The following is a 23,747-nucleotide window of genomic DNA, read 5'->3' as shown; positions in this document are numbered from 1 at the left end:
ATTATTAAGTAATTTATGGTAAAATACATTAAATAGTACTAAGGAGGTATTCTTTATGTTAAGCGAAAGATTAAATAAAGCTATAAACGATCAGATTAACTACGAAATGTATTCCGAAAACATATACCTTGCTATGCAAGCATATTGTTCATCGATAGACTTAGAAGGTTTTGCTAACTTTTTTAAGGTTCAAGTACAAGAAGAAAGATTTCATTCAATGAAATTCTTTAATTTTATAAATGATAGAGGTGGAAAAGTTACTATTGGCGCTATTGAAGCTCCAGAAAATGATTATAGCTCCATCTTAGATGTATTTAAATCGGCTTATGAGCATGAACAAAAGGTAACTCAAAGAATATATAATTTAGCTGATTTAGCTACTGAGGAAAGAGACCATGGAACAATGAGCTTTTTAAAATGGTTTATCGACGAACAAGTTGAAGAAGAAAGTACATTTAGTTCTATGATATCAAAATTAAAAAGAATTGGGGAAAACTCTGCAGCTATTTATATGTTAGATGCTGAGCTAGCTCAAAGAACTTTTACCCCTCCAACCGATACTGCTCAATAGCATTTAAAACGCCCCTAATATTAGGGGCATTTTTTAATCTGATCCATAGACTCCTATATTTCTATATTTTTTATATCTATTATCTAGCAATGTTTCTAAAGATAATTTTCTAAGTTCAATAAATGACTTTATTAAATCTTCTTTTATTGTATTAATGATAATCTCTATGTTTTTACTAGCATCACCCTTTGGTTCACCTATCATCTTATCTATTATCCCAAAATCCAGCAAATCTTTTGATGTTATCTTCATTATATCAGAGGCTTCTTCCGCTCTTTTAGCATCTTTCCATAATATACTTGCAAAGCCTTCTGGAGATAATACAGAGTATATTGAATTTTGAAGCATCCAAATTTTATCCGCTACAGTGAGAGCTAATGCTCCACCGCTACCCCCTTCTCCAATTACAATAGATATAATTGGAACCTTGATATTTGACATTTCTATTAAGTTTCTTGCTATTGCCTCTCCTTGCCCTCTTTCTTCAGCTCCAACCCCACAATAAGCTCCAGGTGTATCTACAAAACAAACTATAGGTCTATTAAATCTTTCAGCTTGCTTCATAAGCCTTAAAGCTTTTCTATATCCTTCAGGATTAGGCATACCAAAATTTCTTTTTATATTATCTTTCAAATCTTTACCTTTCTGCTGTGCTATTATGGTAACTGGAATCTCTTCTAAAAAACCTATTCCTCCTATAATACACTGATCATCTCCAAAGTACCTATCTCCATGTAGCTCAATAAAAGAATCGAAGATTTTATCTATATAATCTAAAGAAGTAGGTCTAGAAGAACTCCTAACCATATTAACTTTTTGCCAAGGGGTTAATTTATCAACTATTTCTACTTCCTCATTTGTTTTTTTCATTTTTGTATATAAATTATCACTTTTTTCTTTACTGTGCATTCTCAATATAGAATAAAGTGTATCTTTTAAGTTTTCTCTCTCTACTATTTTGTCTATAAATCCATTCTTCAGCAAAAATTCAGCTGTCTGAAATTCTTCAGGTAATTTTTCCTTTATAGTTTGTTCTATAACCCTTTTACCTGCAAATCCTATTAATGCTCCTGGTTCTGATAATATTATATCTCCAAGCATAGCAAAGCTAGCAGTAACACCACCTGTAGTTGGATCCGTTAATACAGATACATACAATAATCCTTTTTCCTTAAATCTAGATAGCGCTGAGGATACCTTTGCCATCTGCATTAATGAATACATTCCCTCCTGCATTCTTGCTCCACCTGAAGCAGTAAAAATTATTAATGGCAATTTTTCTTCCATCGCCTTCTCTATAGCTCTCGTAATCTTTTCACCAACTACTGATCCCATGCTTCCCATTAAAAACCTACTATCCATAACGCATAGTAAAGTTTTTTCTCCATTTATATTGCCGATCCCTGTAACTACTGCTTCTCTTAGTCCTGTATTTTTTCTCATTTCAGAAATTTTCTCTTCATAACCTTCAAAATTTAATGGATTTAATGTATATACATTGTTATTTATTTCTTGCCATGTTCCATTATCTACTATATCTTTAATTCTCTGATATGCTGGCAATCTAAAATGATATTTACAGAAACCACAAACTCTATAACTTTCTTTTAAATCTCTAGTATAGATAATTTGACCACACTTTTTACATTTCGCCCACATACCATTTGGAATATTAGGCTTTTGCTCTTCTTTTACTAGTTCTTTCTTTTCCATATCTTCTAGGTTATGAGAGCTTACTGTAATATATTTAGTTTTCTTAAAAAGCCCTTGAAACATCTATATCATCTCCTATTATGGTTTCTGTCAACAAACCCTGTATTATAGTTACCTTCAATAAAGTTAAAGTCATTTATTATATTGAATTGATAATCTATATTAGTTTTTACTCCCTCTATTAAAAATTCAGTCAACGCTCTTCTCATTTTATTTATTGCTTCTTCCCTATTTTCCCCATAGACTATTAGTTTAGCCATCATTGAATCGTAGTTTGGAGGTATTACATAGCCATCATATAAATGAGTATCTACCCTCACTCCTGGCCCCCCTGGCATAAACAAAATTCTAACTTGACCTGGTGAAGGCATAAAATCTCGCTCTGGATCCTCAGCATTTATCCTACACTCAATTGAATGTCCTTGCAGTTTTATTTCTTCTTGACTTATGTTTAGCTTTTCTCCTGACGCAATTTTAATTTGTTCTTTTATAATATCTATTCCTGTAATAAGTTCTGTTATAGGGTGTTCAACCTGAACTCTTGTATTCATCTCCATAAAGTAAAATTCACTATTATTATCTAGTAAAAATTCAATAGTACCTGCATTTTTATAGCCTACGTATTTTGCTCCTTTTATAGCCGCTTCTCCCATTCTCTTTCTTAATTCTGATGTCATTATAGGACAAGGAGCCTCTTCCAATATCTTTTGATTTCTCCTTTGAATAGAACAATCTCTTTCTCCTAGATAAATAATATTTTCATAATTATCACCTAAAATCTGTATCTCTACATGCCTTGGATTTTCTAAGTATTTCTCCATATACATATTATCATCTCCAAAAGCTACTTTAGCTTCTGCTCTAGCTGTTTCAAGTGACTTTATCAATTCTTTCTCTTCTCTAACTATTCTAATTCCTCTACCTCCACCACCAGCGGAAGCTTTAATCATAACTGGGTATCCTATTTTATTAGCATTTTTTATTGCATCCTCGTCACCTAAGATTGGAGTTTTACTGCCTGGAATAACTGGAACTCCTGCTTCTATCATCATTTCTCGTGCTTTTGATTTATTACCCATTTTTTCTATGACTTCTGGATCAGGACCTATAAATGTTATATTACATTCTCTACACATCTCAGCAAATTTGCTGTTTTCAGATAAAAAACCAAATCCCGGATGTATTGCTTGTGCTCCACTAAGTACAGTTGCACTTATTATATTATTCATATTTAAATAGCTGTCCTTTGGAGAGGGCGGGCCTATACAAACTGCCTCATCAGCCATTTGAACATGTAATGCTTCTCTATCAGCCGTTGAATATACAGCAACAGTCTCTATTCCCATTTCTCTACAAGCTCTAATTATTCTAACAGCTATTTCTCCTCTATTGGCAATTAGTATTTTATTGAACATATTATCACCCTATCATAAACATTATTTCTGCTTCTGCTGCTTTTTCACCATTCACAGTAGCTATAGCATTAGCTATTCCTGCTACTCCTTTTAACTTAATTAATTCCACTTCCAGCTTTAAAGTATCCCCTGGTACTACTTTTCTTCTAAATCTAGCTTTATTTATTCCTGCAAAGTAAGCTGTTTTTCCTTTAAACTCTTCTAAACTCAAAACAGCCACTGCTCCTACTTGAGCTAATGCTTCTATAATTAAAACTCCTGGCATTACAGGCTCTTTTGGGAAATGTCCCTGAAAAAAGTATTCATTCATGGTGACATTTTTATATCCTATAGATTTTTTTCCTGGCTCAATTTCCTCAATCCTATCAATTAATAAAAAAGGATATCTATGGGGTAATATCTCCATTATTTCATTAATATTTAAACCTTTATTCATTATCTCACCTTCATTCTAAATTTAATATTTAATTTTAAAGAGTTCCCCTCCATACTCTACCATGCTTCCTTGCTCAACCATTATTTCTACTACTTCTCCATCCACTTCGCTATAAATTTCGTTCATCAATTTCATGGCCTCCACAATACATAAAGTATCTCCCTTTTTTACCTTACTCCCTACTTTAACAAAAGGGTCTTTATCTGGAGCTGATGATGAGTAGAATGTACCAACTATCGGAGAATAAATAGTCTTAATATTTTCTTCTCCCTCTCTTTTTCCCTCTATTTTGTTCTGTACTTCTTCTACAACATCTCTTACCTCTATATCTTCTACTCTTGTAGATAAGCTTTCATCTTTAAATTCCTTAACATGTATCTTTTCACATTCTTTTATGATTTTTATAGATAATCCATTTTCCTGAACTTCTAAGTTAGTAACTTTAGAATCACTCACAACTTTTATTAATTCAGCTATTCCTTTAAAATCCATATCTATTCACTCCATTTTTTTAATAGGATAACTCCATTATGTCCACCAAATCCTAATGAGTTAGACATAACATAGTCTAATTTGCATTCTCTTCCTTTATTAGGAACATAGTCTAAATCACATTCCTCGTCCTTAACTTTATAACCTATTGTAGGAGGTATGAAATTATCAACCATTGCCTTTATAGATGCAATGGCTTCCACTGCTCCAGATGCTCCTAAAAGGTGCCCTGTCATAGACTTAGTTGAGCTTATTGGTAATTTTTTAGTATAATCTCCAAATACAGATTTTATTGCCTCTGTTTCAAACTTATCATTATACTCAGTTCCTGTACCATGAGCATTTATATATGAAACCTCTTTAGTACTTATTCCAGCTTCTTCTATTGCAATTTTCATCGCTCTAGCTGCACCTTCTCCTCCTGGAGCTGGTGAAGTTATGTGATAAGCGTCACAGGTTGACCCATATCCCACTAATTCCGCATAAATATTAGCTTCTCTCTTTTTAGCATGTTCTAAGGATTCAAGTACTACAATACCTGCTCCTTCACCCATTACAAAGCCGTTTCTCTCCTTATCAAATGGAATGGATGCCCTTTTAGGATCCCTACTTTTACTTAATGCAGTAAGAGAAATAAATCCAGCCATAGAAAGGGGAGTTATGGATGCTTCAGTACCTCCAGCTATGATAATATCAGCTACACCACTTTGTATCATTCTATAAGCTTCACCTATGCAGTTAGTTCCTGTTGCACAAGCTGTTACAATTGTAGTACATATTCCCTTTGCACCAAATTTTATAGCAATATTTCCTGCCGCCATATTGCTTATTATCATTGGAATAAATAATGGATGGACTTTATTAGGTCCTTTTTCTAATAACATTTCCTGTTGCTTTTCAACGGTTGCAATTCCACCTATGCCTGATCCAACAACTACTCCAAACTTTTCTTTATCTATATTATCTAAATCTAAATTTGCATCTTTAACAGCCTCTACTGCTGCTGCTACAGCAAATTGGCAATATCTGTCCATCCTCTTTGCATCTCTTCTATCTATAGACTCTTCAGGATTAAAATCTTTAACCTCTGCCGCTAATTTGGCTTTAAAATTTTCTGTATCAAAAGCTTTAATGAAATCTATTCCGCAAAACCCATCTTTTAAATTGTTCCAAAATGTATCTACATTATTGCCTATAGGGGTTATTGCTCCCATACCTGTTATAACTACTTTTCTTTTCATCTATACTACCAACCCTTCTATTAAAATTGGATTTTTTCTATATAACCATTCCTCCATCTACATTTATAACCTGACCTGTAATATAGGAAGATTTATCTGATGCTAGAAAAGCTACTACTTCTCCTATATCTTCAGGCTTTCCAAATTTCTTAAGAGGAATATTGTTTAACGAAGCTTCCTTAACCTTATCGGATAATACCTCTGTCATATCTGTTTGAATAAATCCTGGAGCTACTGCGTTAACATTTATTCCTCTTGCTGCTAATTCCCTAGCAACAGATTTTGTTAATCCTATTATTCCAGCTTTAGCAGCTGCATAATTTGCTTGGCCCGCATTACCTGCAATACCTACCACCGAAGATATATTTATTATTTTTCCATACCTTTGCTTTACCATATATGGAGTTGCATGTCTAATACAGTTAAATGCTCCTTTTAAATTTACTTGGATTACTTTATCAAAATCTTCTTCCTTCATTCTCATAATAAGACCATCAGCAGTAATACCAGCATTGTTCACTAAAATATCTAAAGAATTAAAGGTATTTACGGCAGACTTTACTATACTTTCAGCTTCTTTAAAATTGCTAATATCTCCTTGAACAGCAATTGCTCTTACCCCTTTATCTTCTATTTCCTTTATAACTTCTTCTACTACTTTTGCACTACTTCTATAATTTATAACTATATTTGCGCCAAGCTCAGCAAGTTTAAGAGCAATTGCTTTTCCTATTCCTTTAGCTCCACCTGTAACAACAGCAGTTCTTCCCTCTAAAACTCTATTTTGCATAATTATTTTCAACTCCAATTTCAAAAATTATTCAATATTTAATGCCTTTAATGTTCTATCTAAGGATTTTAAATCTTCAATGTTATACACTTCTGCTTTTCTATTTATTTTTTTTACAAAGCTACTTAATGATTTTCCAGGTCCTATTTCTATAAAAATTTCTATTCCATCCTGAAACATTTTGTTTATGCTCTGTTCCCATTTTACAGGACTCATAACTTGCTTTTTTAATATATTTTTTATGTTGTTATCTTCAAGATAATCTCCTGTAACATTAGTTATTAGCGGAATAGAAGATCTTTTAAATTCTATTTCTTTTAATTCCTCTTCCAATCTATCTGCTGCCTTAGCTAACATGGAGCTGTGAAATGGACCACTTACATTAAGAATTATTGCCTTTAATGCTCCCTTTTGTTTAGCAATTTCACATGCATAATTTAATGCATTCAACTCCCCCGCTATTACTATTTGACCTGGGCAATTAAAGTTAGCTGGTTCTATTATTCCTAATGAAGATGCTATTTTACAAACCTCATCTATATTTTCTTCATCTAATCCTAAAATAGCTGCCATACCACCTTTTCCCTTTGGTACTGCTTCCTCCATATATTTTCCTCTTTTTCTAACCAAGCCAACAGCCTCATTAAAATCTAATCTTTTGCTACATACAAGAGCTGAATATTCCCCCAAACTTAGTCCAGCTACTACAGTGGGTATTATTCCATACCGCTCAAATGTTTTTAAAGTCCCTATGCTATGTGTTAATATAGCCGGTTGTGTATTTTCAGTTCTTGCCAGTTCTTCTTCCTGTCCATTAAAGCACATTTCACTTATACTAAAGCCTAATACTTCATCTGCTTTATGGAATATATTCTTACACTCTGAAAAACTATCATATAGCTCTTTTCCCATCCCTAGGTATTGTGCTCCTTGCCCTGGAAACAAAAAAGCTATTTTTTTATTCCCCATAACTTAGTCTCCCATCTTCAGATAAGCCTTCTAAAACAACTTTAATATCAAACATTTCTTTAATTATCTCCTCACAAGTCTCTTCCTTATCTACGAGTCCAGCAATTTGACCTGCCATTAAAGAACCATTATCTATATCTCCATCTTTAACAGCCTTTATTAAAGCGCCCTTTCCTAATTCATTTATATCTTCTATTGATACATTTTCTTTTTCTAATAGTTGGAATTGTCTCGTCAATTTATTTCTAAGAACCCTTACTGGATGGCCTGTGCTTCTTCCAGTAACTACTGTATCTATGTCTTTCGCACTAATGATTTTATTTTTATAGTTTTGGTGAACTGTACATTCCTTAGCCACTAAAAATCTAGTTCCAACTTGAACCCCTGTGGCTCCCAACATAAGTGCTGCAGCCAATCCTCTTTTATCACCAATTCCTCCTGCAGCTATAACAGGTATCTTTACTTCATCCACCACTTGTGGAAGCAATGCCATTGTAGTTAGCTCTCCAATATGTCCCCCTGCTTCACAGCCTTCTGCAACAACGGCATCCGCACCAGCTCTTTCCATTCGTTTTGCTAATGCAACAGAAGGAATTACTGGTATAACTTTTATTCCATGTTCTTTCCACATGCTTATATACTTACCTGGATTACCTGCTCCAGTAGTAACTACCTTTACACCTTCTTCACACACCATCTTGGCTATATCTTCTGCATACGGACTTAATAACATAATATTTACGCCGAAGGGTTTATCTGTTAGTATTTTTGCTTTTCTAACTTCCTCCCTAACTATTTCTACTGGTGCATTACCTGCTGCTATAATTCCCAATCCCCCTGCATTTGAAACTGCTGAAGCTAAACTACTGTCTGCAATCCACGCCATTGCACCTTGAATTATAGGATACTTTATTCCTATCATTTCACAGAATAAATTTTTATTCATACTGTCCCTCCTATTCAACGGCTCTTTCTTGTACAAAGTTTACAGCATCACTTACTGTTTTAATTGCTTCTGCATCTTCAATCTGTATATCAAACTCTTCCTCTATTTCTATTACGATTTGAAACAAATCTAAAGAATCTACTCCTAAATCCTCAAAAGAAGTTTCTAAAGTTACCTTCTCTTCTTCAACATTTAGTTGATCACAAATTATGTTTCTTATCTTTTCAAATATCATTTCTTTATTCCTCCTAAATTTAAATACTATTTACACCATTTTATAATGGATCCACCCCAAGTAAGACCTCCACCAAAACCAACCATAAGTATGTTTTGGCCCTTTTTTAAGAGTCCTTTTCTATTCATTTCATCTAAAGCTATGGGTATGCTTGCTGCTGAAGTATTCCCATAGTTTTGCAAATTAATATAGAATTTTTCTTTATCTATATTTAATTTCTTTATGGTATAATCTATTATCCTTAAATTAGCTTGATGGGGGATTATATAATCTATACTGTCTATATCTAACTTAGTCTCTTTTAGAAGCTTCTCTATAGTCTCTTCCATAACTTTAACTGCAAATTTAAATATTTCTTTCCCTTCCATGTATAAGTATCCACTACTTTTAGCAACTTCATGTCCTAGTACTTCTTTTCTTAAAATAGTGTTATTTATATCTACGGGTGCAGCATCACATTTTAAAAGATTGCTTCCCCTCCCATCAGAAGCTATATAGTTTCCTAATATACCTTGTTCATTACTTATGCTCAAAACAGCTGCTCCTGCTCCATCACCAAAGAGCACGCAAGTGCCTCTATCATTCCAATCTAATATTTTTGATAGTGTCTCCCCGCCAATTATTAGAGCATTTTTCATAGTTCTATTTTTTAAAAACTCATATGCTATATTTAGGGCATATATAAAACCAGAACAAGCTGCTGAAATATCAAAACATACTGCTTTATTAGCACCTATTAGGCCTTGAACAATACATGCTGTAGATGGTGTATAACAGTCTGGAGTGGTTGTAGCTACTATAATTAAATCTAGGTCTTCTGCATTTATATGGGCGTTTTCTAATGCGTTAATAGCTGCTTTAGCTGATATTTTAGAAGTATTTTCTCCTGTAGTAATCCTTCTTTCACCTATTCCTGTTCTGCTTCTTATCCATTGATCATCAGTATCTATAAATTTTGACATCTCATTATTAGTTAATATTCTTTCAGGTACATAACTTCCTGTACCCATTATTTGTACTTCTCCCATGCTTTAAGTCTCCTTCTTTTCAACCTCTAAATTATATTTACTTTTGAAAAATTTATTTAACTTTTCAAGGGATGATACTAATACTTCTTCTTCCTCTTTTGACAATCCTGAAATTGTTTCTTTTACCATATTGGAGTGAAATTTTTCATGAATCCTATAAGCCAACTTTCCTTTTTTAGTTAGATTTATATAGACAATTCTTCTATCTTCCTCAGATCTACTTCTCTCTACATATCCTTTTTTCACTAAATTGTTGATGGCTGTAGTCAGTGTTCCTACAGTGATTTTTAAATCCATTGCAACTTCTGACATGGTTCTTTTATTATAAAGACTTATAGCTTCTATAGTATGCACTTCTGTTACTGATAAATCTTTAAACTCTCCACTTTGTAAAGCATTTTGCTCAATTGTTAGAATATCGTTAAATATATCCACTAAAAGCTCATTCAATACGTTTATTGACCTACTCATAATTTTTCACTTCCTCACTTAACTCTTCTATGAGCTCTTTCACAGATATAATTTCATTCATTTTATATCCATTGCTACCTATAAAAAGTAATCCCTCTTCTACATTTCCCCTAACAGCATTGATTAATGCTTTTGATATACAATATATAGTAGTTTTAGGATTACATTTCTTTAAACAGCCATAGCATCTGTCAATTTCACATCTATTTTTTTCAATGTTTTTAACAAAATTATTAATTATTGCTCTGCCTGGAAGCCCAACAGGACTTTTTATTATATCTATATTTTCTTCTTCACACTCTAAATAGCATTTTTTATAGTTAATATGAGCATCACATTCTTCTGTACAAATAAATCTTGTGGCCATTTGAACTCCGGAAGCCCCTAATTTCAAATATTTCCCTATATCTTTTCCAGTGTATATTCCACCTGCAACAATTATAGGTATGTTTTTTTTATATTTATTTTCAAAGTATTTTACTTCTTCAATTACTTCTTTAAGCATTTCTTCTAAAGTCAAATTATTATTCGCTATAAGCTCTTCATAATTAAATCCTAAATGTCCGCCAGCTTCTGAACTCTCAACTACTATAAAGTCTGGAAGATAAGAGTACTTATCATACCAAAGTTTACACATTAACTTTGCTGCTTTGCTAGAAGATACAATTGGTGCTATTTTAGTTTTGCTACCTTTGATTAAATCAGGTAAATTTTTAGGAATACCTGCTCCTGATATTATTACATCTATTCCTTCCTCTACTGCAGCTTTAACCATTTCATCATAGTTATTCATAGCTACCATTAAGTTCACACCAATTATTCCTGTAGGACTTAATTCTTTAGCTTTTCTTATTTCCGTTCTTAAAGCTCTTATATTAGCTTCTTTGCTATTGGTTTCAAAATCCTCTTCATTAAATCCAATTTGAACTCCTGATATAATTCCTATCCCACCTTCATTTGCTACTGCTGAAGCTAGTTTTGAAAGTGAAACTCCTATGCCCATGCCTCCTTGGATAATAGGGATTTTAGCCTCTAAGTTTCCAATTTGCAAAGGAGACATCTCCATAAAATCTCCTCCTTATTTTTTCGATATTCAAATATTTTGATAGTCAAAGTATATACTCAAAAAAAATATTTGTCAATTATTTTAAAAAATGATGAATATAATTTTTTCCATTACATCCATCATCTTCATATTACTCATAATAAGAATATTTTATTTCTAACCTTTTAAATAGCATTACAAGGATTGCACCAAATATTAAATATATTATTCCACATATTATAAAAGGCACTAAAGTAAAATCTCTGGTCATTATTTCTTTAGATGCTCTTAATATCTCCTCCATGCCTATTATTGCCACTAAGGAGGTATCTTTTATCAAGCTAATGACTTCATTACAAGTAGCTGGTATAACTCTTTTAACTACTTGAGGAATAATCACTCTTTTCATCATTTGATAATTATCCATTCCCAATGCTTTTGAGGCTTCGTATTGTCCTTTATCTATAGATTGAATACCATATCTAAATATCTCTGTAAAATATGCCGAGTAATTTAAGGTAAAAGTTATTACCGCTGCATTGAATCTACTAATTTTAAGTCCTAAATATGGCATACCGAAATATATAAAAAACAACTGTATTAGCAAAGGGGTGCCTCTAAAAATCCAAATATACACACCTATTATAAAGCTACATACTTTATTTTTGGACATCCTTATTAAAGAAAATACTATAGCTAGTGGAATAGAGATTATTAGCACTATTAAAAAAAGACTTAAAGTAACATTACTACCTTTTAGAATAAACAAAATAGTATTATATAGCTTGGACATTTATAACCACCTCTATTTTACAATTAGATCTTTTCCAAGCCATTTTTTTGATATCCTTTCTGTTGTGCCATCCTTCTTCATTTCATCTATTATTCTATCTATCTCTTCCTTAAAAGCTTCGTCAGTTTTTCTTACTCCTACTCCAAAGGGTTGTGTACCAAAATTTTCATCTAAAATCTTAAAAGCATCTTGCTTTTTTGTCATATAATATCTTCCTACTGCTTCATCTATAACTACAGCTTCTACTCTACCTATAGATAAATCCATTAAAGCTTCAGCATAATTTGCATATCTTTTTATTTCTTTAAAAGTTTTCATAATTTCTGGCTCTGTTTTTATGGCGTCCTCGCTAGTGCTCCCCATTTGTATTCCTATAACCTTATCTGTTAAATCTTTCTTATTTTTTATTTTGGAATCTTTATTAACCATAATAACTTGTCCATCAACGATATATTCCTTGGTAAAAGCTATTTGCTCTTTTCTCTTCTCAGTTATACTCAATCCGTTCCATATAACATCCACGTCACCATTATTTAAACTTCCTATTATACCATTCCAATCTACAGGTTTAAATACCACTTTAACCCCCATCCTAGTAGCAACTTCTTTTGCTAAATCTATATCCAATCCTACAATTTCTCCTTTTTCATCCCTGAATCCCATTGGGGCAAAAGTATCATCTAGCCCAACTATAAACTCCCCTCTTTTTTTAATTTCTTCTAAGGATTTATCTTCTTTACTATGATTTTTATCACATCCCATTAGTAATATACTTAAAGCAAAAAATACTGCTAAAATCGTTAATAGTTTCTTTTTCATCTGATAACTCCTCCTTTTATTAATCAATATGAAACTCATTATACTTTAGTACACTAAATTTGTAAAGTGGTAATTGATGAAATTAAATTCTCACTAAAATAAACTGCCACCAATAATTAATATTAGCGGCAGTTTATTTTAGTTTATGTATTCAGTAGGTTCTTGAGGTACTCCTTTAATTCTTACTTCAAAGTGGAGGTGAGGTCCTGTACTTCTCCCTGTGCTCCCCACCTCTGCAATTTTGTCGCCTATTTTAACATATTCACCTTTTTGTGCAAACAATTTGCTGCAATGTCCATATATTGTAACAGTATCATCACCATTATCTATTCTCACTACATTTCCATATCCATTCTCCCATCCAGAATAAATAACTTTTCCAGGCAATATAGCATGTATAGGAGTACCTGAAGGTGCTGCTATGTCTATCCCATTATGCATCTTTCCCCATCTCATTCCAAAATTAGAAGAGACGGTACCTCTTGATAGCACCGGATTACTATCCTTAATATTTTCACCTTTAATTGTAAAACTTATATCCCAAACTTCATTGTGTCCATTCATAATATTATATGCAAAATATTCAGCTTCCCTAACCTCTTCAGCATTGACTATATCTTCGTAGTAAGTTATGTTGTTATTTAATATAACTTCTTTTATATTTTTAAATTTGGAGCTTTTAACACTCTCTTCTCTAATTATGCTTAGCATCTTATTTATATCTTCTTTGCTATTTAATACAGCAACCTTTACTCCATCTGATTTAACTACTATGGCTTCTTTCGTTACTATTTCTTCATCTACCTCTTTGTTGGATTGAACACTTTTGTCTATGTAGAATTTATTATTCATAATAGTGATGGAAAATAAGGTTATCATTGAAATTAAAAGCAATATAAATGACTTTCTATTTTTTATTTTCATAATATTATTCTCCTTTTTATTCACTGGATATTTGTTGTAAAAAAAGCATCTTTATCTATTCTATGCATATTTTAAAATTTTATAATAGATTTTAATAAAATGCTTTGTTGAGATAAAATATATACTTTGTTATAATTAAATGATGTAATAATTAATAACAGGGGGTGTTTTTGTGAGTACTTTCATATTTAAAGATAAGAGTTTTGGATATACTCCCGTAAATAATATATTTATAGATAAACACATGCCTAGAGCTCGTGGTGAATTTGTTAAAGTATATTTATTAGGCTTAAAATATTGTGTATCTGGAGAATTAGGAGTAAATTCTTCTATTATGGCTAGTACTCTTCATCTGTTAGAGACGGATGTTCTGAATGCGTGGTCTTACTGGAATGATGAGGGTGTTATAAAAATGACGCCTGTAGATAATATGGGCAATTTTTCTATTGAATTTATTGATTTAAGTGAAAGCAGTATTAATCCTACCGAAGATATAAACTTGTTGGAAGAGTTAAATAATAACTCTACTAAAGATATGCTGCAAGACATAGAAAAATTATTAGGTAGACCATTATCTTCAAAGGAAATGACCATGTACATAGGTTGGATTAAGGATTATAATTTCCTTCCTGAAATTATATTGTTGTTAATACAGTACTGTGCTTCAAAAGGTAAAACTGATTGTAGATATATAGAAATGGTAGCAATTGCATGGCACAATGCTAAAATTAAAACAATAGAAGATGCTCAAACTTTTATAAAAAAACATGAAGATAAATGGATAAACATTAGAAAAATCCTAAACTACATAGGAATAAAAGATGGAGAAGTAATGAAGCCTCAAGAGGAACTACTAACAAAATGGTTATCTTCATATGATTTCTCTCTAGACATAATATACAGAGCCTGTGATATATGTTTTCATAGAATAAATAAGGCAGACTTTAAATATATTGATGGAATTTTAACTAGTTGGTTTAAGGATGGAATAAAATCCATAGAAGATGTTGATAAAAAAGATAATAAAAAAGTTTATAAAAAAGCTGGTGATTTTAAACCTAAACTAGATAGCTTTAATAATTACGATCAGCGAAACTATGATTTTGATGAATTAGAAAAAAAATTATTAGGATGGGATAATAATGCTTAAAGGCTACGGAGAAGAAATTGCAAAAATGTATGAAACCTTAAAAGTTAATAATGAAAACTCTCTTAAAAATAGGCGTGACGAAATCGAAAAAATAATTCCTAAAGTAATTGCCATAGAAAATGAAATTGCTCAACTTTCTATAGAACTTTCAATCAATATATTGAGAAAACGAGAAAATGTTGATAAATTTATAGACGAAACAAAAGAGAAAATAACAGAATTAAGAATGAAAAAATCAGAGTTATTAGTGTCAAGAGGATATCCTCTTGACTACCTTGAAATGCACTATAATTGTTCTAAATGTAGTGATACAGGATTTATGGGTGTGAAAAAGTGCGATTGTTACAAACAAAATCTAGTTAAAATATTATATAAAAACTCTGAATTAAACAATATGCTAGAAAGAAATAATTTTTCTAATTTTACTTATCAATATTTTTCTCCAAATAGAAATTCCAATGAACCGGAGAGCCCACGTAAAAATATGGAAAAAATATCTAGTGTTGCATGGAGTTTTGTAGAGAATTTTTCAGATTCAGAAGAGAATCTTTTATTTTTTGGGGATTCAGGTACTGGAAAAAGCTTTCTTGCTAGCTGTATAGCTAAAGAATTGTTAGATAAAAGTTATATGGTAATATATAAAACTGCGGTAGACTTAATAAAAGATTTAAAGCAATCCAGGTTTGGTGGTGAAGAGGAATTGGAAGACTTATTAATTAATTGTGATTTATTGATCATAGATGATTTAGGAACAGAACCTATAAATGAGTTTTCTAAAATAGAATTATTTAACTTACTTAATACCAAACTTTTAAAAAGAAAAAAAATGATAATCTCCACTAATTTCTCCATAGAGCTTCTACTAAAGAACTATTCAGAAAGAACAACTTCTAGGCTATTAGGTAATTTTACTTTATGTAAATTCTTTGGGGAAGATATTAGAGTTAGATTAAATATGAATAAAAAGAAATAGAAATAATAAAAAAACATACACCTTTTGGTGTATGTTTTTTACTTTGGAGCTGGCAATAGGACTTGAACCTACAACCTGCTGATTACAAGTCAGCTGCTCTGCCAATTGAGCCATGCCAGCATATATTGGCGACCCAGAAGGGACTCGAACCCTCGACCTCCGGCGTGACAGGCCGGCACTCTAACCAACTGAGCCACTGGGCCATTAATAAAATGTGGTGGGCACAACAGGGCTCGAACCTGTGACCCTCTGCTTGTAAGGCAGATGCTCTCCCAGCTGAGCTATGCGCCCACATTATAACATGGTGACCCCTACGGGACTCGAACCCGTGTTACCACCGTGAAAGGGTGGTGTCTTAACCGCTTGACCAAGGGGCCTTTAAACAGGCACTCTTGCTCGGTGCCACCTAACATAGATAATAATACAAGATAATCACCAAAGTGTCAACAGTTTTTTTAAAAGTTTTTTAGCATTTTTATTAAAAAGGGGCTAAAGCGTTAATATTGTTAGACTTTAGCCTTTTTTTATTAATGGAAATTGTAGATTAATAATCTTTATTTCCACCATACCCTATTGAATCCATAATAAGCAATGCTGTATCTTCTATTGCTCTATTTGTTACATCTATAACTTTACATCTAAGTCTTTTCATAATTCTATCAGCATATTCTAATTCATCTAACACTCTTTCTCCATTAGCATATTGTATATCTGAAGATATCATTGAGAATTTATCCATTCTATGCTTTCTTATTTCCATTAGCCTTATTGGATCTATTGTAAGTCCTACTACTTTTTTATTATCTACTTCAAAAAGTTCCTCTGGTAGTGGTACTTCTGGCATGAGAGGTATATTTAAAGCTTTTATACCTTTGTTTGCTAAATACATACATAATGGAGTTTTAGATGTTCTGGACAAACCAACCAATATAACATCCGCAACTTTTATACCTTTATGATCTTTACTATCATCATATCTCATAGCAAACTCCATCGCTTCTATTCTTTTATCATATCTAGCATCCATACTGCGAAGAGCTCCTGGTTTATAATCTGGAAGCCTATTTAAAATCTTTGATGCTGTATTTATACATGGACCTAATATATTTATTATATTAATACCTCTCTCTACACATTTTTCAATTAAAAATTCTCTTACATCTACCAGCACTATTGTATTTATTATCATTGTATCGTTTGGAGATTCTATGCTATTTAAAAACTCTTCTGCTGCCTGAAAATTTTTTATATAAATTACTCTTTTTAATCTTATCTTCTCCTTAAATTGACTTGCAGTAGCTCTAGCAACTTGTTCTGCTGTTTCTCCTATAGAGTCCGATACAGCATAAATTGTTAACATTTAATTATCTACCTCTTTCTTTTATAGTAGGAAAGTTCTACTAAAGCACATCCCTCTATAGCTATGATACCTTTTTCTTTACAGAAACTCAATATTTCTTCACTTGCTGCTCCAGGTTGAATTAATATTTTATTTAAACCCAAATCATATGCTTGCCTAACTATATCCATTCCACTTTTAGGATTTATACATAAATCTATTACATCTATTTTATACGGTACATCCCCTAGAGATTTGTAAACATCGTTATTGTCACTATTTGGACTTACACCCTTTGCATTAAATCCAGAGTCTATTAGCTTATTTAATATTCTATAGGCATATTTATCCTCATTCAAAACATCTCCTACTACTACCCAATTTTTAAATTCTAATAATTGTTGAGCGTCCATATAAACTCATCTCCTTTTATTATTTTAATTATATTATATACTTATATTATATAATTATAGCTCGCAATTATATATGTTTTTTGTATATAATTATATATGAATATTATTTGTTATTAAAAGGAGAGGTTTGTTTTGTTCCATGATATTATTATTGTCGGTGGAGGTGCCTCGGGATTAGTGGCAGCTATTGTTGCTAAAGATAGAGGTTTAGATGTAGCTATAGTTGAAGGTAATGATAGGATAGGTAAAAAGATTTTAACTACAGGTAATGGTAGGTGTAATATTACAAATACATGTGTAAATAACTTAAAATATTACAGCAATAATACTAATTTTTTTAAAAGTATTATAGAAAGTTTTAATTTAAATAACACAATAGAGTTTTTTAATTCTTTAGGACTTCCATTAGTAGAATTAGAAGATGGAAAAATATATCCTATGTCTCTACAAGCTTCTTCTGTATTAGACATATTTAGAATGGCTATAGATGAAAGAAATATACCATTGTATTTAAACTCAAAAATAAATAAAATCCAGAAGTTAAACAATACATATAAGTTATTTACTTCAGAGGATATAAGTTTTACCTGCAACAAATTAATTTTGAGTTGCGGTGGTGCTTCCGCTCCTGCCACTGGTTCCGACGGTTCCGGATTTTTATTAGCTAAATCTTTAGGTCATGAACTTATATCTCCTGTACCTGGGCTTGTTCAACTAAAATTGAAGCATGATAAGTTAAAAGCTTTATCTGGAATTAAATTTGATGGAACTTCAAAAATTTTTATAAATGATGAATTGATTCGTGAAGAATATGGAGAAATATTATTTACTGACTATGGTATTTCTGGCCCACCAATACTTCAAGTAAGTAGTATTATTTCAAGAGCACTTTATGAAAAAAATAAAGTTGTAATATCAATAGATATTAATCCAAACACTACTAAAGAACAATTATCGTTTTTTTTAGAAAATCATTGGGGTACTTTTAGTTATAGAAGTTTACATGATTCACTTATAGGTATAGTAAATAAAAAACTTATACCTATATTGTTAAAAGAATGTAGTATATCTGATATACACAAACCATGTTACCAATTATCATGGAAGGAAAAAAATTCTATAATTTCTTTATTAAAAAAGTGGAATTTTGCTGTATATGACACAAATTCTTTTAAAAATTCTCAAATAACTTGTGGTGGAGTTGATACTAAAAATATAGATCCTTATACTCTTCAATCTAAAATTGTTCAAAATTTATTTTTTACTGGGGAAATCTTAGATGTGCACGGAGATTGTGGAGGATATAATTTACAATGGGCTTGGAGTAGTGGCTATATAGTTGGTACCAACATATAGTTAAAAAGAGTCTATAAGTTTTCGACTTATAGACTCTTAGTAGTTATTTATTTAATGCATCCATTAATTTAGCTAAATCAAGTCCATGCACCATCGCTGCTTGTTCTACAGTTTCTCCTTGAGCTGATGGACAGAATACACAACCCATTCCAAAGCTTGCTAATACTTCTGCAGTTTCTGGTTTTAATCTTATAACTTCGCCTATAGTCATATCTTTGTTTATTTCCATAGTTTTCTACCTCTCCTTTAGTATTATTTACAATTAATAAAGTATATCAAAATAGTAAACTTTATTAATTATATTATAATTCACAATTTATTATGTTTCAAGTATACAATTATTATATACTCGATTCAAGATGCCATACCTATAAATATTATAATTGTGCTATTTTCATGGTCTGATCTCTTTTTGGACCAACAGAAACTATTGATATTTTAGTATCAGATAATTCTTCTATCCCCTTTAAATATATCTTAGCGTTTTCAGGTAACTCTTCATAGCTTCTTGCATTACATATGCTTTGATTCCATCCATTAAATTCCTTATATATTGGGTTACATTGAGCTAAATCCTCTAAACTAGCAGGTATATAGTCTATCTTTTTCCCTTTAAATTCATATCCTATACAAACTTTTATTTTATCTAATCCAGCTAAAGTATCTATTTTAGTTATAGCAAAACTAGTTAGACCTGAAACCCTAGCTGCGGTTTTTAGTATTACAAGATCAAGCCACCCACATCTCCTAGACCTTCCTGTAGTAACTCCATATTCATGGCCTTTTTCTCTTATCCAATCACCAGTATCATCCGTTAGTTCAGTAGGAAAAGGTCCCTTACCCACTCTTGTAGTATAAGCCTTTACTATTCCTACAGCATTACTTATCATCCTTGGTCCAATCCCTGCTCCTATACAAACTCCACCAGCTATGGTGTTAGATGAAGTTACATAAGGATAAGTACCATAATCAATATCTAGTAATGTCCCTTGAGCGCCTTCAAATAAGACTTTTTTCTCTTCTTTTATATGTTTATATATTTCAACAGATGTATCTTTTACAAAGGGCTTTATTTTTTCTGCATATAAAATATATTCTCTAAAAACCTCTTGAACATCTAATGGAGTCTCTGAATATACTTTAGTAATTATATTGTTTTTTTCTTCTATATTGTCTCTTAATTTTTCTTTAAATACATCTCTGTCTATAAGATCACAAACCCTAATGCCACTTCTCTCCATTTTATCAGTGTAACAAGGGCCTATTCCCTTTCCTGTAGTTCCAATATCTTTTTTCCCCCTTGCCCTTTCCTTAATGCCATCTAAAATCTTATGATAGGGCATAATAATTTGTGCTCTGTCACTTATTATAAAATTATTCGGTGTAATAGAAACACCTAACTCCTTTAAGTATTCCATTTCTTCAAAAAGTGCTTTTGGATCTATTACTACTCCATTTCCTATTACATTAATTTTGTTATCATATAATATTCCTGAAGGTATTAAGTGTAGTTTATACTGTTTATCTCCTACCTCTACAGTATGACCTGCATTATTTCCTCCCTGATATCTTACAACTACATCTGCCCCTTCAGCAAGATAATCTGTCATCTTACCTTTCCCCTCATCACCCCATTGAGCACCTAGAACTACTACTGCTGACATATTTACCACTCCTTATTTCTTAAAATAGGATTTTACAATTTTTTAGTTATATCTCTAGCAACAACAACTCCTGTTACTGATGCTTGCATAAGTCCTCTTGTTATTCCTGCTCCATCCCCTATGGTGTATAAGTTTTTTACTGCTGTTTCAAATTTATTATTAGTATCAAACTTACTTGAATAAAATTTTACCTCTACGCCATATAACAACGTATTTTTACTATATAATCCGGGGGCAATCTTATCAAAAGCCTTTAATGCCTCCACTATCGAAGTTAGATGTCTTTGAGGAAGTACAAAACTTAAATCCCCTGGGACTGCATAGCTTAATGTTGGAATAGTAGTTGATTTTTTTAATCTAGAGTAATCAGTTCTTCTTCCATTTAAAAGATCCCCTAATCTTTGCACCATTATTCCTCCACCAGTTAACATATTTCCTAGTTTAGCTATATACTTTCCATAATCTATTGGCTGATTAAATGGTTCAGTAAATGTTGTGGATACTAATACAGCAAAATTTGTATACTCTGTCCTTAATTCTTTTTCAGAATAACTATGTCCATTTACAACTGCTATATCTCCATCATAGTGTTCTTCTGACACAACACCACCTGGATTCATACAAAAAGTTCGCACTTTATTTTCAAAAGTATCAGAATAATAAACAAGCTTAGCCTCATATAAATCTTTTGTTAAATGATCCATTACTGAATTGGGAACTTCTACTCTAACCCCTATATCTACGGCATTATTTGTGGTTTTTAATTTATGTTTCTTAGCTTGTTCTGTTAACCATTCAGCTCCTCCTCTTCCCGGAGCAGCTACAACATAATCAGCGCTTATTTCTTTGATTCCTTCTTTATCTTGAAGGATAACACCCTTTATTGCCCTATCTTCTATTATAAAATCTTTAACTTCTGTTAATTCACTAAAATCTGTATTTGTATTATTTATAAGATGATAGTACATGTCTCTTAAAACATTGTAAGCTAATTCCGTACCTAAATGTCTAACAGGACATTCTACAAGACGAATATTATGCTTACTAGCCTCATATTTTATTTTGTCCGTTTTTTCACTATTTAACCCATAAACAGTCTTATTTGCTCCAAAATTTAAATATATATTATCACAATATTCTATAAGTTTATTGCAATCTTCTTCTGTAAAATATTCTAATATTCTTCCACCTACTTCTGGACTTAATGAAAGCTTCCCATCGGAGAAAGCTCCTGCTCCTGACCAGCCAAATGTTATCCCGCAAGGTTCGCAGTTTACACACTTCCCTATGGTTCTTGCAGGACATTTCCTCTTATCAATATTTCTTCCTTTGTCTATTATTAATATATTTATCTCTGGTTTCAACTTTGTTGTTTCTAATGCAGTAAATATTCCTGCTGGACCAGCCCCTATAATTATTAAATCATATTTATTTTTCATCTTCATCCCCTCCAGTAATATGGTAACAAAAATAATTTTTCCAATCAACATAAATCCGAATATTATTTATAATTTTTTATATATAATTCGCATTGTGCTGTTTTAAAACTTTTATTGTTATAAATTTATTTTACAAATTAAATAATTATATTATACTTATTATATATACTTATTATTTCCAATAAAATTATATATATATATAAATTAGGAGAGATAACTATGAATATTCCAAATATACTAACCTTATTTAGAATATTTTTAATACCTGTATTCATCCTAGTATTTTTTTCTAGCATGAAAAATAGTTTCTTATTTTCAACAATTATTTTTTTTATAGCTGGAATTACTGACGTTTTAGATGGATATTTGGCTAGAAAATATAATATAGTTACTAAATGGGGTATAGTTTTAGATCCTTTAGCCGATAAACTTATGCTAATTACTGTACTAAGCTGTCTGACTATTAATAATATGATTCCTTATTGGATGTTGCTTATTGTCGCTTCAAAGGAACTAGCTATGATTATCGCAGGTGCAATTCTATATAATAAGGATTTTATAATCCCTTCAAATATATTTGGCAAGGTAGCTACCTGTATGTTTTATCTAGCTATTTTTATTCTAATGTTCAATAAAAAATATGGTCAATATTTTTTAGATATTGCTATTGGTAGTGCTATTATTGCTTTTTTTAACTACTTAATTTTTTATATGAGGCAAAATAAAATAAAAAAATAGGGAACACAGTTTAAATGTGTTCCCTTTCTTTATTCTTCCCATAAATCTTTTATTAACTCTTCTATTAATTTTTTTCTGTTTTCTGTTTCTACTTTATCTATAGTTATATTATTATTCTCATCTATGATAATAACATCCCCTTCTCTTGCTTCAGGAGGGATTATACTTAGATTTAAATTAATCATAGTTCCTTTTTCTAATTCAATTACAGCATAGTTTTCTTCTATTCTGTCTATTACTCCCTGCATCATAATTTGTACCTCCAATATTCTCCTTAGTCCATAGCTACCAACTCTAACTTTATCACATGGTCCATATTTTTTATTTCATCAAGAAGCTTGTTAAACTCAATTTTTAAATTAGAAATATCAAAGGTTATATTTACATTTGCAGTATTATTTATAGGTATTTCCTGATTAATCGTAAGTATATTGCCTTTGTAATAGGCAATATTATCCAATATTCTAGATAATGTTCCTGGCTCATGATCTAAAGTAAGTGCTATTATAACTTTATGGTTGTTCATATTACCAGTTACAGTAAAAACAAAGTCTTTATACTTATAATAAGTACTTCTGCTTATTCCTACCACTTTTACTGCTTCAGTAATTTCTCTTACTTTTCCAGTTTTCATTAATTCTTTCACTTCAATAACTTTTTCAAAAATATCAGGCAAAACACTGGTATGTATCATTAAAAACCTATCATTCATGTAACCACCTCATATAAATTTAGATAACATACTTATATGCCTAATAGTAACATAGTTAAAACATATATACAACTG

At 31.4% G+C, this 23,747-nt stretch carries 27 protein-coding genes and 4 tRNA genes; 5 read left to right on the top strand and 26 right to left on the bottom strand.

Annotation, left to right across the window (positions count from 1 at the left end; all coding sequences use genetic code 11):
• The first annotated feature begins 55 nt into the window (after positions 1–55).
• Positions 56–571, top strand: a complete 516-nt coding sequence (locus RYO54_RS07355) for a ferritin (protein ID WP_315117125.1) — start codon at positions 56–58, stop codon at positions 569–571.
• 33 nt (positions 572–604) lie between these two features.
• On the opposite strand, the gene RYO54_RS07350 is transcribed toward RYO54_RS07355, so the two are convergent.
• From RYO54_RS07350 to RYO54_RS07280, 15 genes are all read right to left on the bottom strand, one after another.
• A complete protein-coding gene (locus RYO54_RS07350) occupies positions 605–2,347 on the bottom strand; it encodes an acetyl-CoA carboxylase carboxyltransferase subunit alpha (protein WP_315117124.1) in 1,743 nt (580 codons plus the stop codon).
• Positions 2,348–2,352: 5 nt separating this feature from the next.
• Entirely contained in the window at positions 2,353–3,699 is a 1,347-nt protein-coding gene (locus RYO54_RS07345) for an acetyl-CoA carboxylase biotin carboxylase subunit (protein WP_315117123.1), read from the bottom strand.
• A gap of 4 nt (positions 3,700–3,703) precedes the next feature.
• A complete protein-coding gene (fabZ, locus tag RYO54_RS07340; protein ID WP_315117122.1) occupies positions 3,704–4,135 on the bottom strand; it encodes a 3-hydroxyacyl-ACP dehydratase FabZ in 432 nt (143 codons plus the stop codon).
• 21 nt (positions 4,136–4,156) lie between these two features.
• A complete protein-coding gene (gene accB, locus RYO54_RS07335; protein ID WP_315117120.1) occupies positions 4,157–4,627 on the bottom strand; it encodes an acetyl-CoA carboxylase biotin carboxyl carrier protein in 471 nt (156 codons plus the stop codon).
• Between the two features lie 2 nt (positions 4,628–4,629).
• The gene (gene fabF / locus RYO54_RS07330; protein ID WP_315117118.1) at positions 4,630–5,868 is read right to left on the bottom strand and encodes a beta-ketoacyl-ACP synthase II; all 1,239 of its coding nucleotides are present in this window, start codon (positions 5,866–5,868) and stop codon (positions 4,630–4,632) included.
• A gap of 37 nt (positions 5,869–5,905) precedes the next feature.
• Positions 5,906–6,658: a 3-oxoacyl-[acyl-carrier-protein] reductase gene (gene fabG / locus RYO54_RS07325; protein ID WP_315117116.1), complete on the bottom strand. Its 753-nt coding sequence runs from the start codon at positions 6,656–6,658 to the stop codon at positions 5,906–5,908.
• 27 nt (positions 6,659–6,685) lie between these two features.
• Entirely contained in the window at positions 6,686–7,627 is a 942-nt protein-coding gene (fabD, locus tag RYO54_RS07320) for an ACP S-malonyltransferase (protein WP_315117114.1), read from the bottom strand.
• Positions 7,617–8,573, bottom strand: a complete 957-nt coding sequence (fabK, locus tag RYO54_RS07315) for an enoyl-[acyl-carrier-protein] reductase FabK (RefSeq protein WP_315117113.1) — start codon at positions 8,571–8,573, stop codon at positions 7,617–7,619. The genes fabD and fabK overlap by 11 nt, the downstream gene beginning before the upstream one ends.
• Before the next feature lie 10 nt (positions 8,574–8,583).
• The gene (gene acpP, locus RYO54_RS07310) at positions 8,584–8,808 is read right to left on the bottom strand and encodes an acyl carrier protein (protein ID WP_315117112.1); all 225 of its coding nucleotides are present in this window, start codon (positions 8,806–8,808) and stop codon (positions 8,584–8,586) included.
• Positions 8,809–8,834: 26 nt separating this feature from the next.
• A complete protein-coding gene (locus RYO54_RS07305; protein ID WP_315117110.1) occupies positions 8,835–9,836 on the bottom strand; it encodes a beta-ketoacyl-ACP synthase III in 1,002 nt (333 codons plus the stop codon).
• A 3-nt stretch (positions 9,837–9,839) separates the two neighbouring features.
• Positions 9,840–10,307, bottom strand: coding sequence for a transcriptional regulator, SarA/Rot family (locus tag RYO54_RS07300; protein WP_315117108.1), 468 nt, complete (start codon positions 10,305–10,307; stop codon positions 9,840–9,842).
• A complete protein-coding gene (locus RYO54_RS07295; protein WP_315117106.1) occupies positions 10,300–11,373 on the bottom strand; it encodes a nitronate monooxygenase family protein in 1,074 nt (357 codons plus the stop codon). The genes RYO54_RS07300 and RYO54_RS07295 overlap by 8 nt, the downstream gene beginning before the upstream one ends.
• Positions 11,374–11,503: 130 nt before the next feature.
• Positions 11,504–12,145 carry an amino acid ABC transporter permease gene (locus RYO54_RS07290; RefSeq protein WP_315117104.1) on the bottom strand — a complete coding sequence of 214 codons (642 nt, stop codon included), beginning with the start codon at positions 12,143–12,145 and terminating at the stop codon, positions 11,504–11,506.
• A gap of 12 nt (positions 12,146–12,157) precedes the next feature.
• Entirely contained in the window at positions 12,158–12,964 is an 807-nt protein-coding gene (locus tag RYO54_RS07285; protein ID WP_315117102.1) for an amino acid ABC transporter substrate-binding protein, read from the bottom strand.
• Between the two features lie 138 nt (positions 12,965–13,102).
• Entirely contained in the window at positions 13,103–13,888 is a 786-nt protein-coding gene (locus RYO54_RS07280; protein ID WP_315117100.1) for a M23 family metallopeptidase, read from the bottom strand.
• 172 nt (positions 13,889–14,060) lie between these two features.
• Between RYO54_RS07280 and RYO54_RS07275 the strand changes: the two genes are divergently transcribed.
• A complete protein-coding gene (locus RYO54_RS07275; protein WP_315117099.1) occupies positions 14,061–15,038 on the top strand; it encodes a DnaD domain protein in 978 nt (325 codons plus the stop codon).
• Positions 15,031–16,011 (top strand): ATP-binding protein, encoded by a 981-nt coding sequence (locus RYO54_RS07270; protein WP_315117097.1) that lies wholly within the window; start codon positions 15,031–15,033, stop codon positions 16,009–16,011. Before RYO54_RS07275 ends, RYO54_RS07270 begins: the two co-directional genes overlap by 8 nt.
• Before the next feature lie 44 nt (positions 16,012–16,055).
• On the opposite strand, the gene RYO54_RS07265 is transcribed toward RYO54_RS07270, so the two are convergent.
• The 6 genes from RYO54_RS07265 to RYO54_RS07240 form a co-directional block, all read right to left on the bottom strand.
• Positions 16,056–16,131 (bottom strand) — tRNA-Thr (locus RYO54_RS07265).
• 6 nt (positions 16,132–16,137) lie between these two features.
• Positions 16,138–16,214, bottom strand: a tRNA-Asp gene (locus RYO54_RS07260).
• A 12-nt stretch (positions 16,215–16,226) separates the two neighbouring features.
• Positions 16,227–16,302, bottom strand: a tRNA-Val gene (locus RYO54_RS07255).
• An 11-nt stretch (positions 16,303–16,313) separates the two neighbouring features.
• Positions 16,314–16,388: transfer RNA gene (locus RYO54_RS07250), tRNA-Glu, on the bottom strand.
• Between the two features lie 167 nt (positions 16,389–16,555).
• Positions 16,556–17,371, bottom strand: a complete 816-nt coding sequence (locus RYO54_RS07245; RefSeq protein WP_315117095.1) for a pyruvate, water dikinase regulatory protein — start codon at positions 17,369–17,371, stop codon at positions 16,556–16,558.
• A gap of 8 nt (positions 17,372–17,379) precedes the next feature.
• On the bottom strand, positions 17,380–17,763 hold the full coding sequence (locus tag RYO54_RS07240; protein WP_315117093.1) for a CoA-binding protein: 384 nt from the start codon (positions 17,761–17,763) through the stop codon (positions 17,380–17,382).
• Positions 17,764–17,895: 132 nt separating this feature from the next.
• Here RYO54_RS07240 and RYO54_RS07235 point away from each other — a divergent pair, with 132 nt between their 5' ends.
• Positions 17,896–19,119, top strand: a complete 1,224-nt coding sequence (locus tag RYO54_RS07235) for an NAD(P)/FAD-dependent oxidoreductase (protein WP_315117091.1) — start codon at positions 17,896–17,898, stop codon at positions 19,117–19,119.
• A 43-nt stretch (positions 19,120–19,162) separates the two neighbouring features.
• Here RYO54_RS07235 and RYO54_RS07230 read toward each other — a convergent pair whose 3' ends face one another.
• The 3 genes from RYO54_RS07230 to RYO54_RS07220 all read right to left on the bottom strand — a co-directional run bounded on the left by RYO54_RS07230 (position 19,163) and on the right by RYO54_RS07220 (position 22,222).
• Positions 19,163–19,348, bottom strand: a complete 186-nt coding sequence (locus RYO54_RS07230; protein ID WP_315117089.1) for a DUF1858 domain-containing protein — start codon at positions 19,346–19,348, stop codon at positions 19,163–19,165.
• Positions 19,349–19,496: 148 nt separating this feature from the next.
• On the bottom strand, positions 19,497–20,783 hold the full coding sequence (locus RYO54_RS07225) for an adenylosuccinate synthase (RefSeq protein WP_315117088.1): 1,287 nt from the start codon (positions 20,781–20,783) through the stop codon (positions 19,497–19,499).
• Between the two features lie 32 nt (positions 20,784–20,815).
• Positions 20,816–22,222 carry an FAD-dependent protein gene (locus tag RYO54_RS07220; RefSeq protein WP_315117087.1) on the bottom strand — a complete coding sequence of 469 codons (1,407 nt, stop codon included), beginning with the start codon at positions 22,220–22,222 and terminating at the stop codon, positions 20,816–20,818.
• 219 nt (positions 22,223–22,441) lie between these two features.
• Between RYO54_RS07220 and pgsA the strand changes: the two genes are divergently transcribed.
• Positions 22,442–22,960 carry a CDP-diacylglycerol--glycerol-3-phosphate 3-phosphatidyltransferase gene (gene pgsA, locus RYO54_RS07215; protein ID WP_315117086.1) on the top strand — a complete coding sequence of 173 codons (519 nt, stop codon included), beginning with the start codon at positions 22,442–22,444 and terminating at the stop codon, positions 22,958–22,960.
• 29 nt (positions 22,961–22,989) lie between these two features.
• On the opposite strand, the gene RYO54_RS07210 is transcribed toward pgsA, so the two are convergent.
• Positions 22,990–23,211: a DUF3006 domain-containing protein gene (locus tag RYO54_RS07210; RefSeq protein ID WP_399549177.1), complete on the bottom strand. Its 222-nt coding sequence runs from the start codon at positions 23,209–23,211 to the stop codon at positions 22,990–22,992.
• A 23-nt stretch (positions 23,212–23,234) separates the two neighbouring features.
• Positions 23,235–23,672 (bottom strand): ACT domain-containing protein, encoded by a 438-nt coding sequence (locus RYO54_RS07205; protein ID WP_315117085.1) that lies wholly within the window; start codon positions 23,670–23,672, stop codon positions 23,235–23,237.
• Between the last annotated feature and the right edge of the window lie 75 nt (positions 23,673–23,747).

This window comes from uncultured Clostridium sp. (assembly GCF_963515715.1).
GTDB lineage: Bacteria > Bacillota > Clostridia > Clostridiales > Clostridiaceae > Clostridium_AW.
Note: the sequence above shows the minus strand (reverse complement) of the source record. Positions and strands in the feature narration are given on the sequence as shown.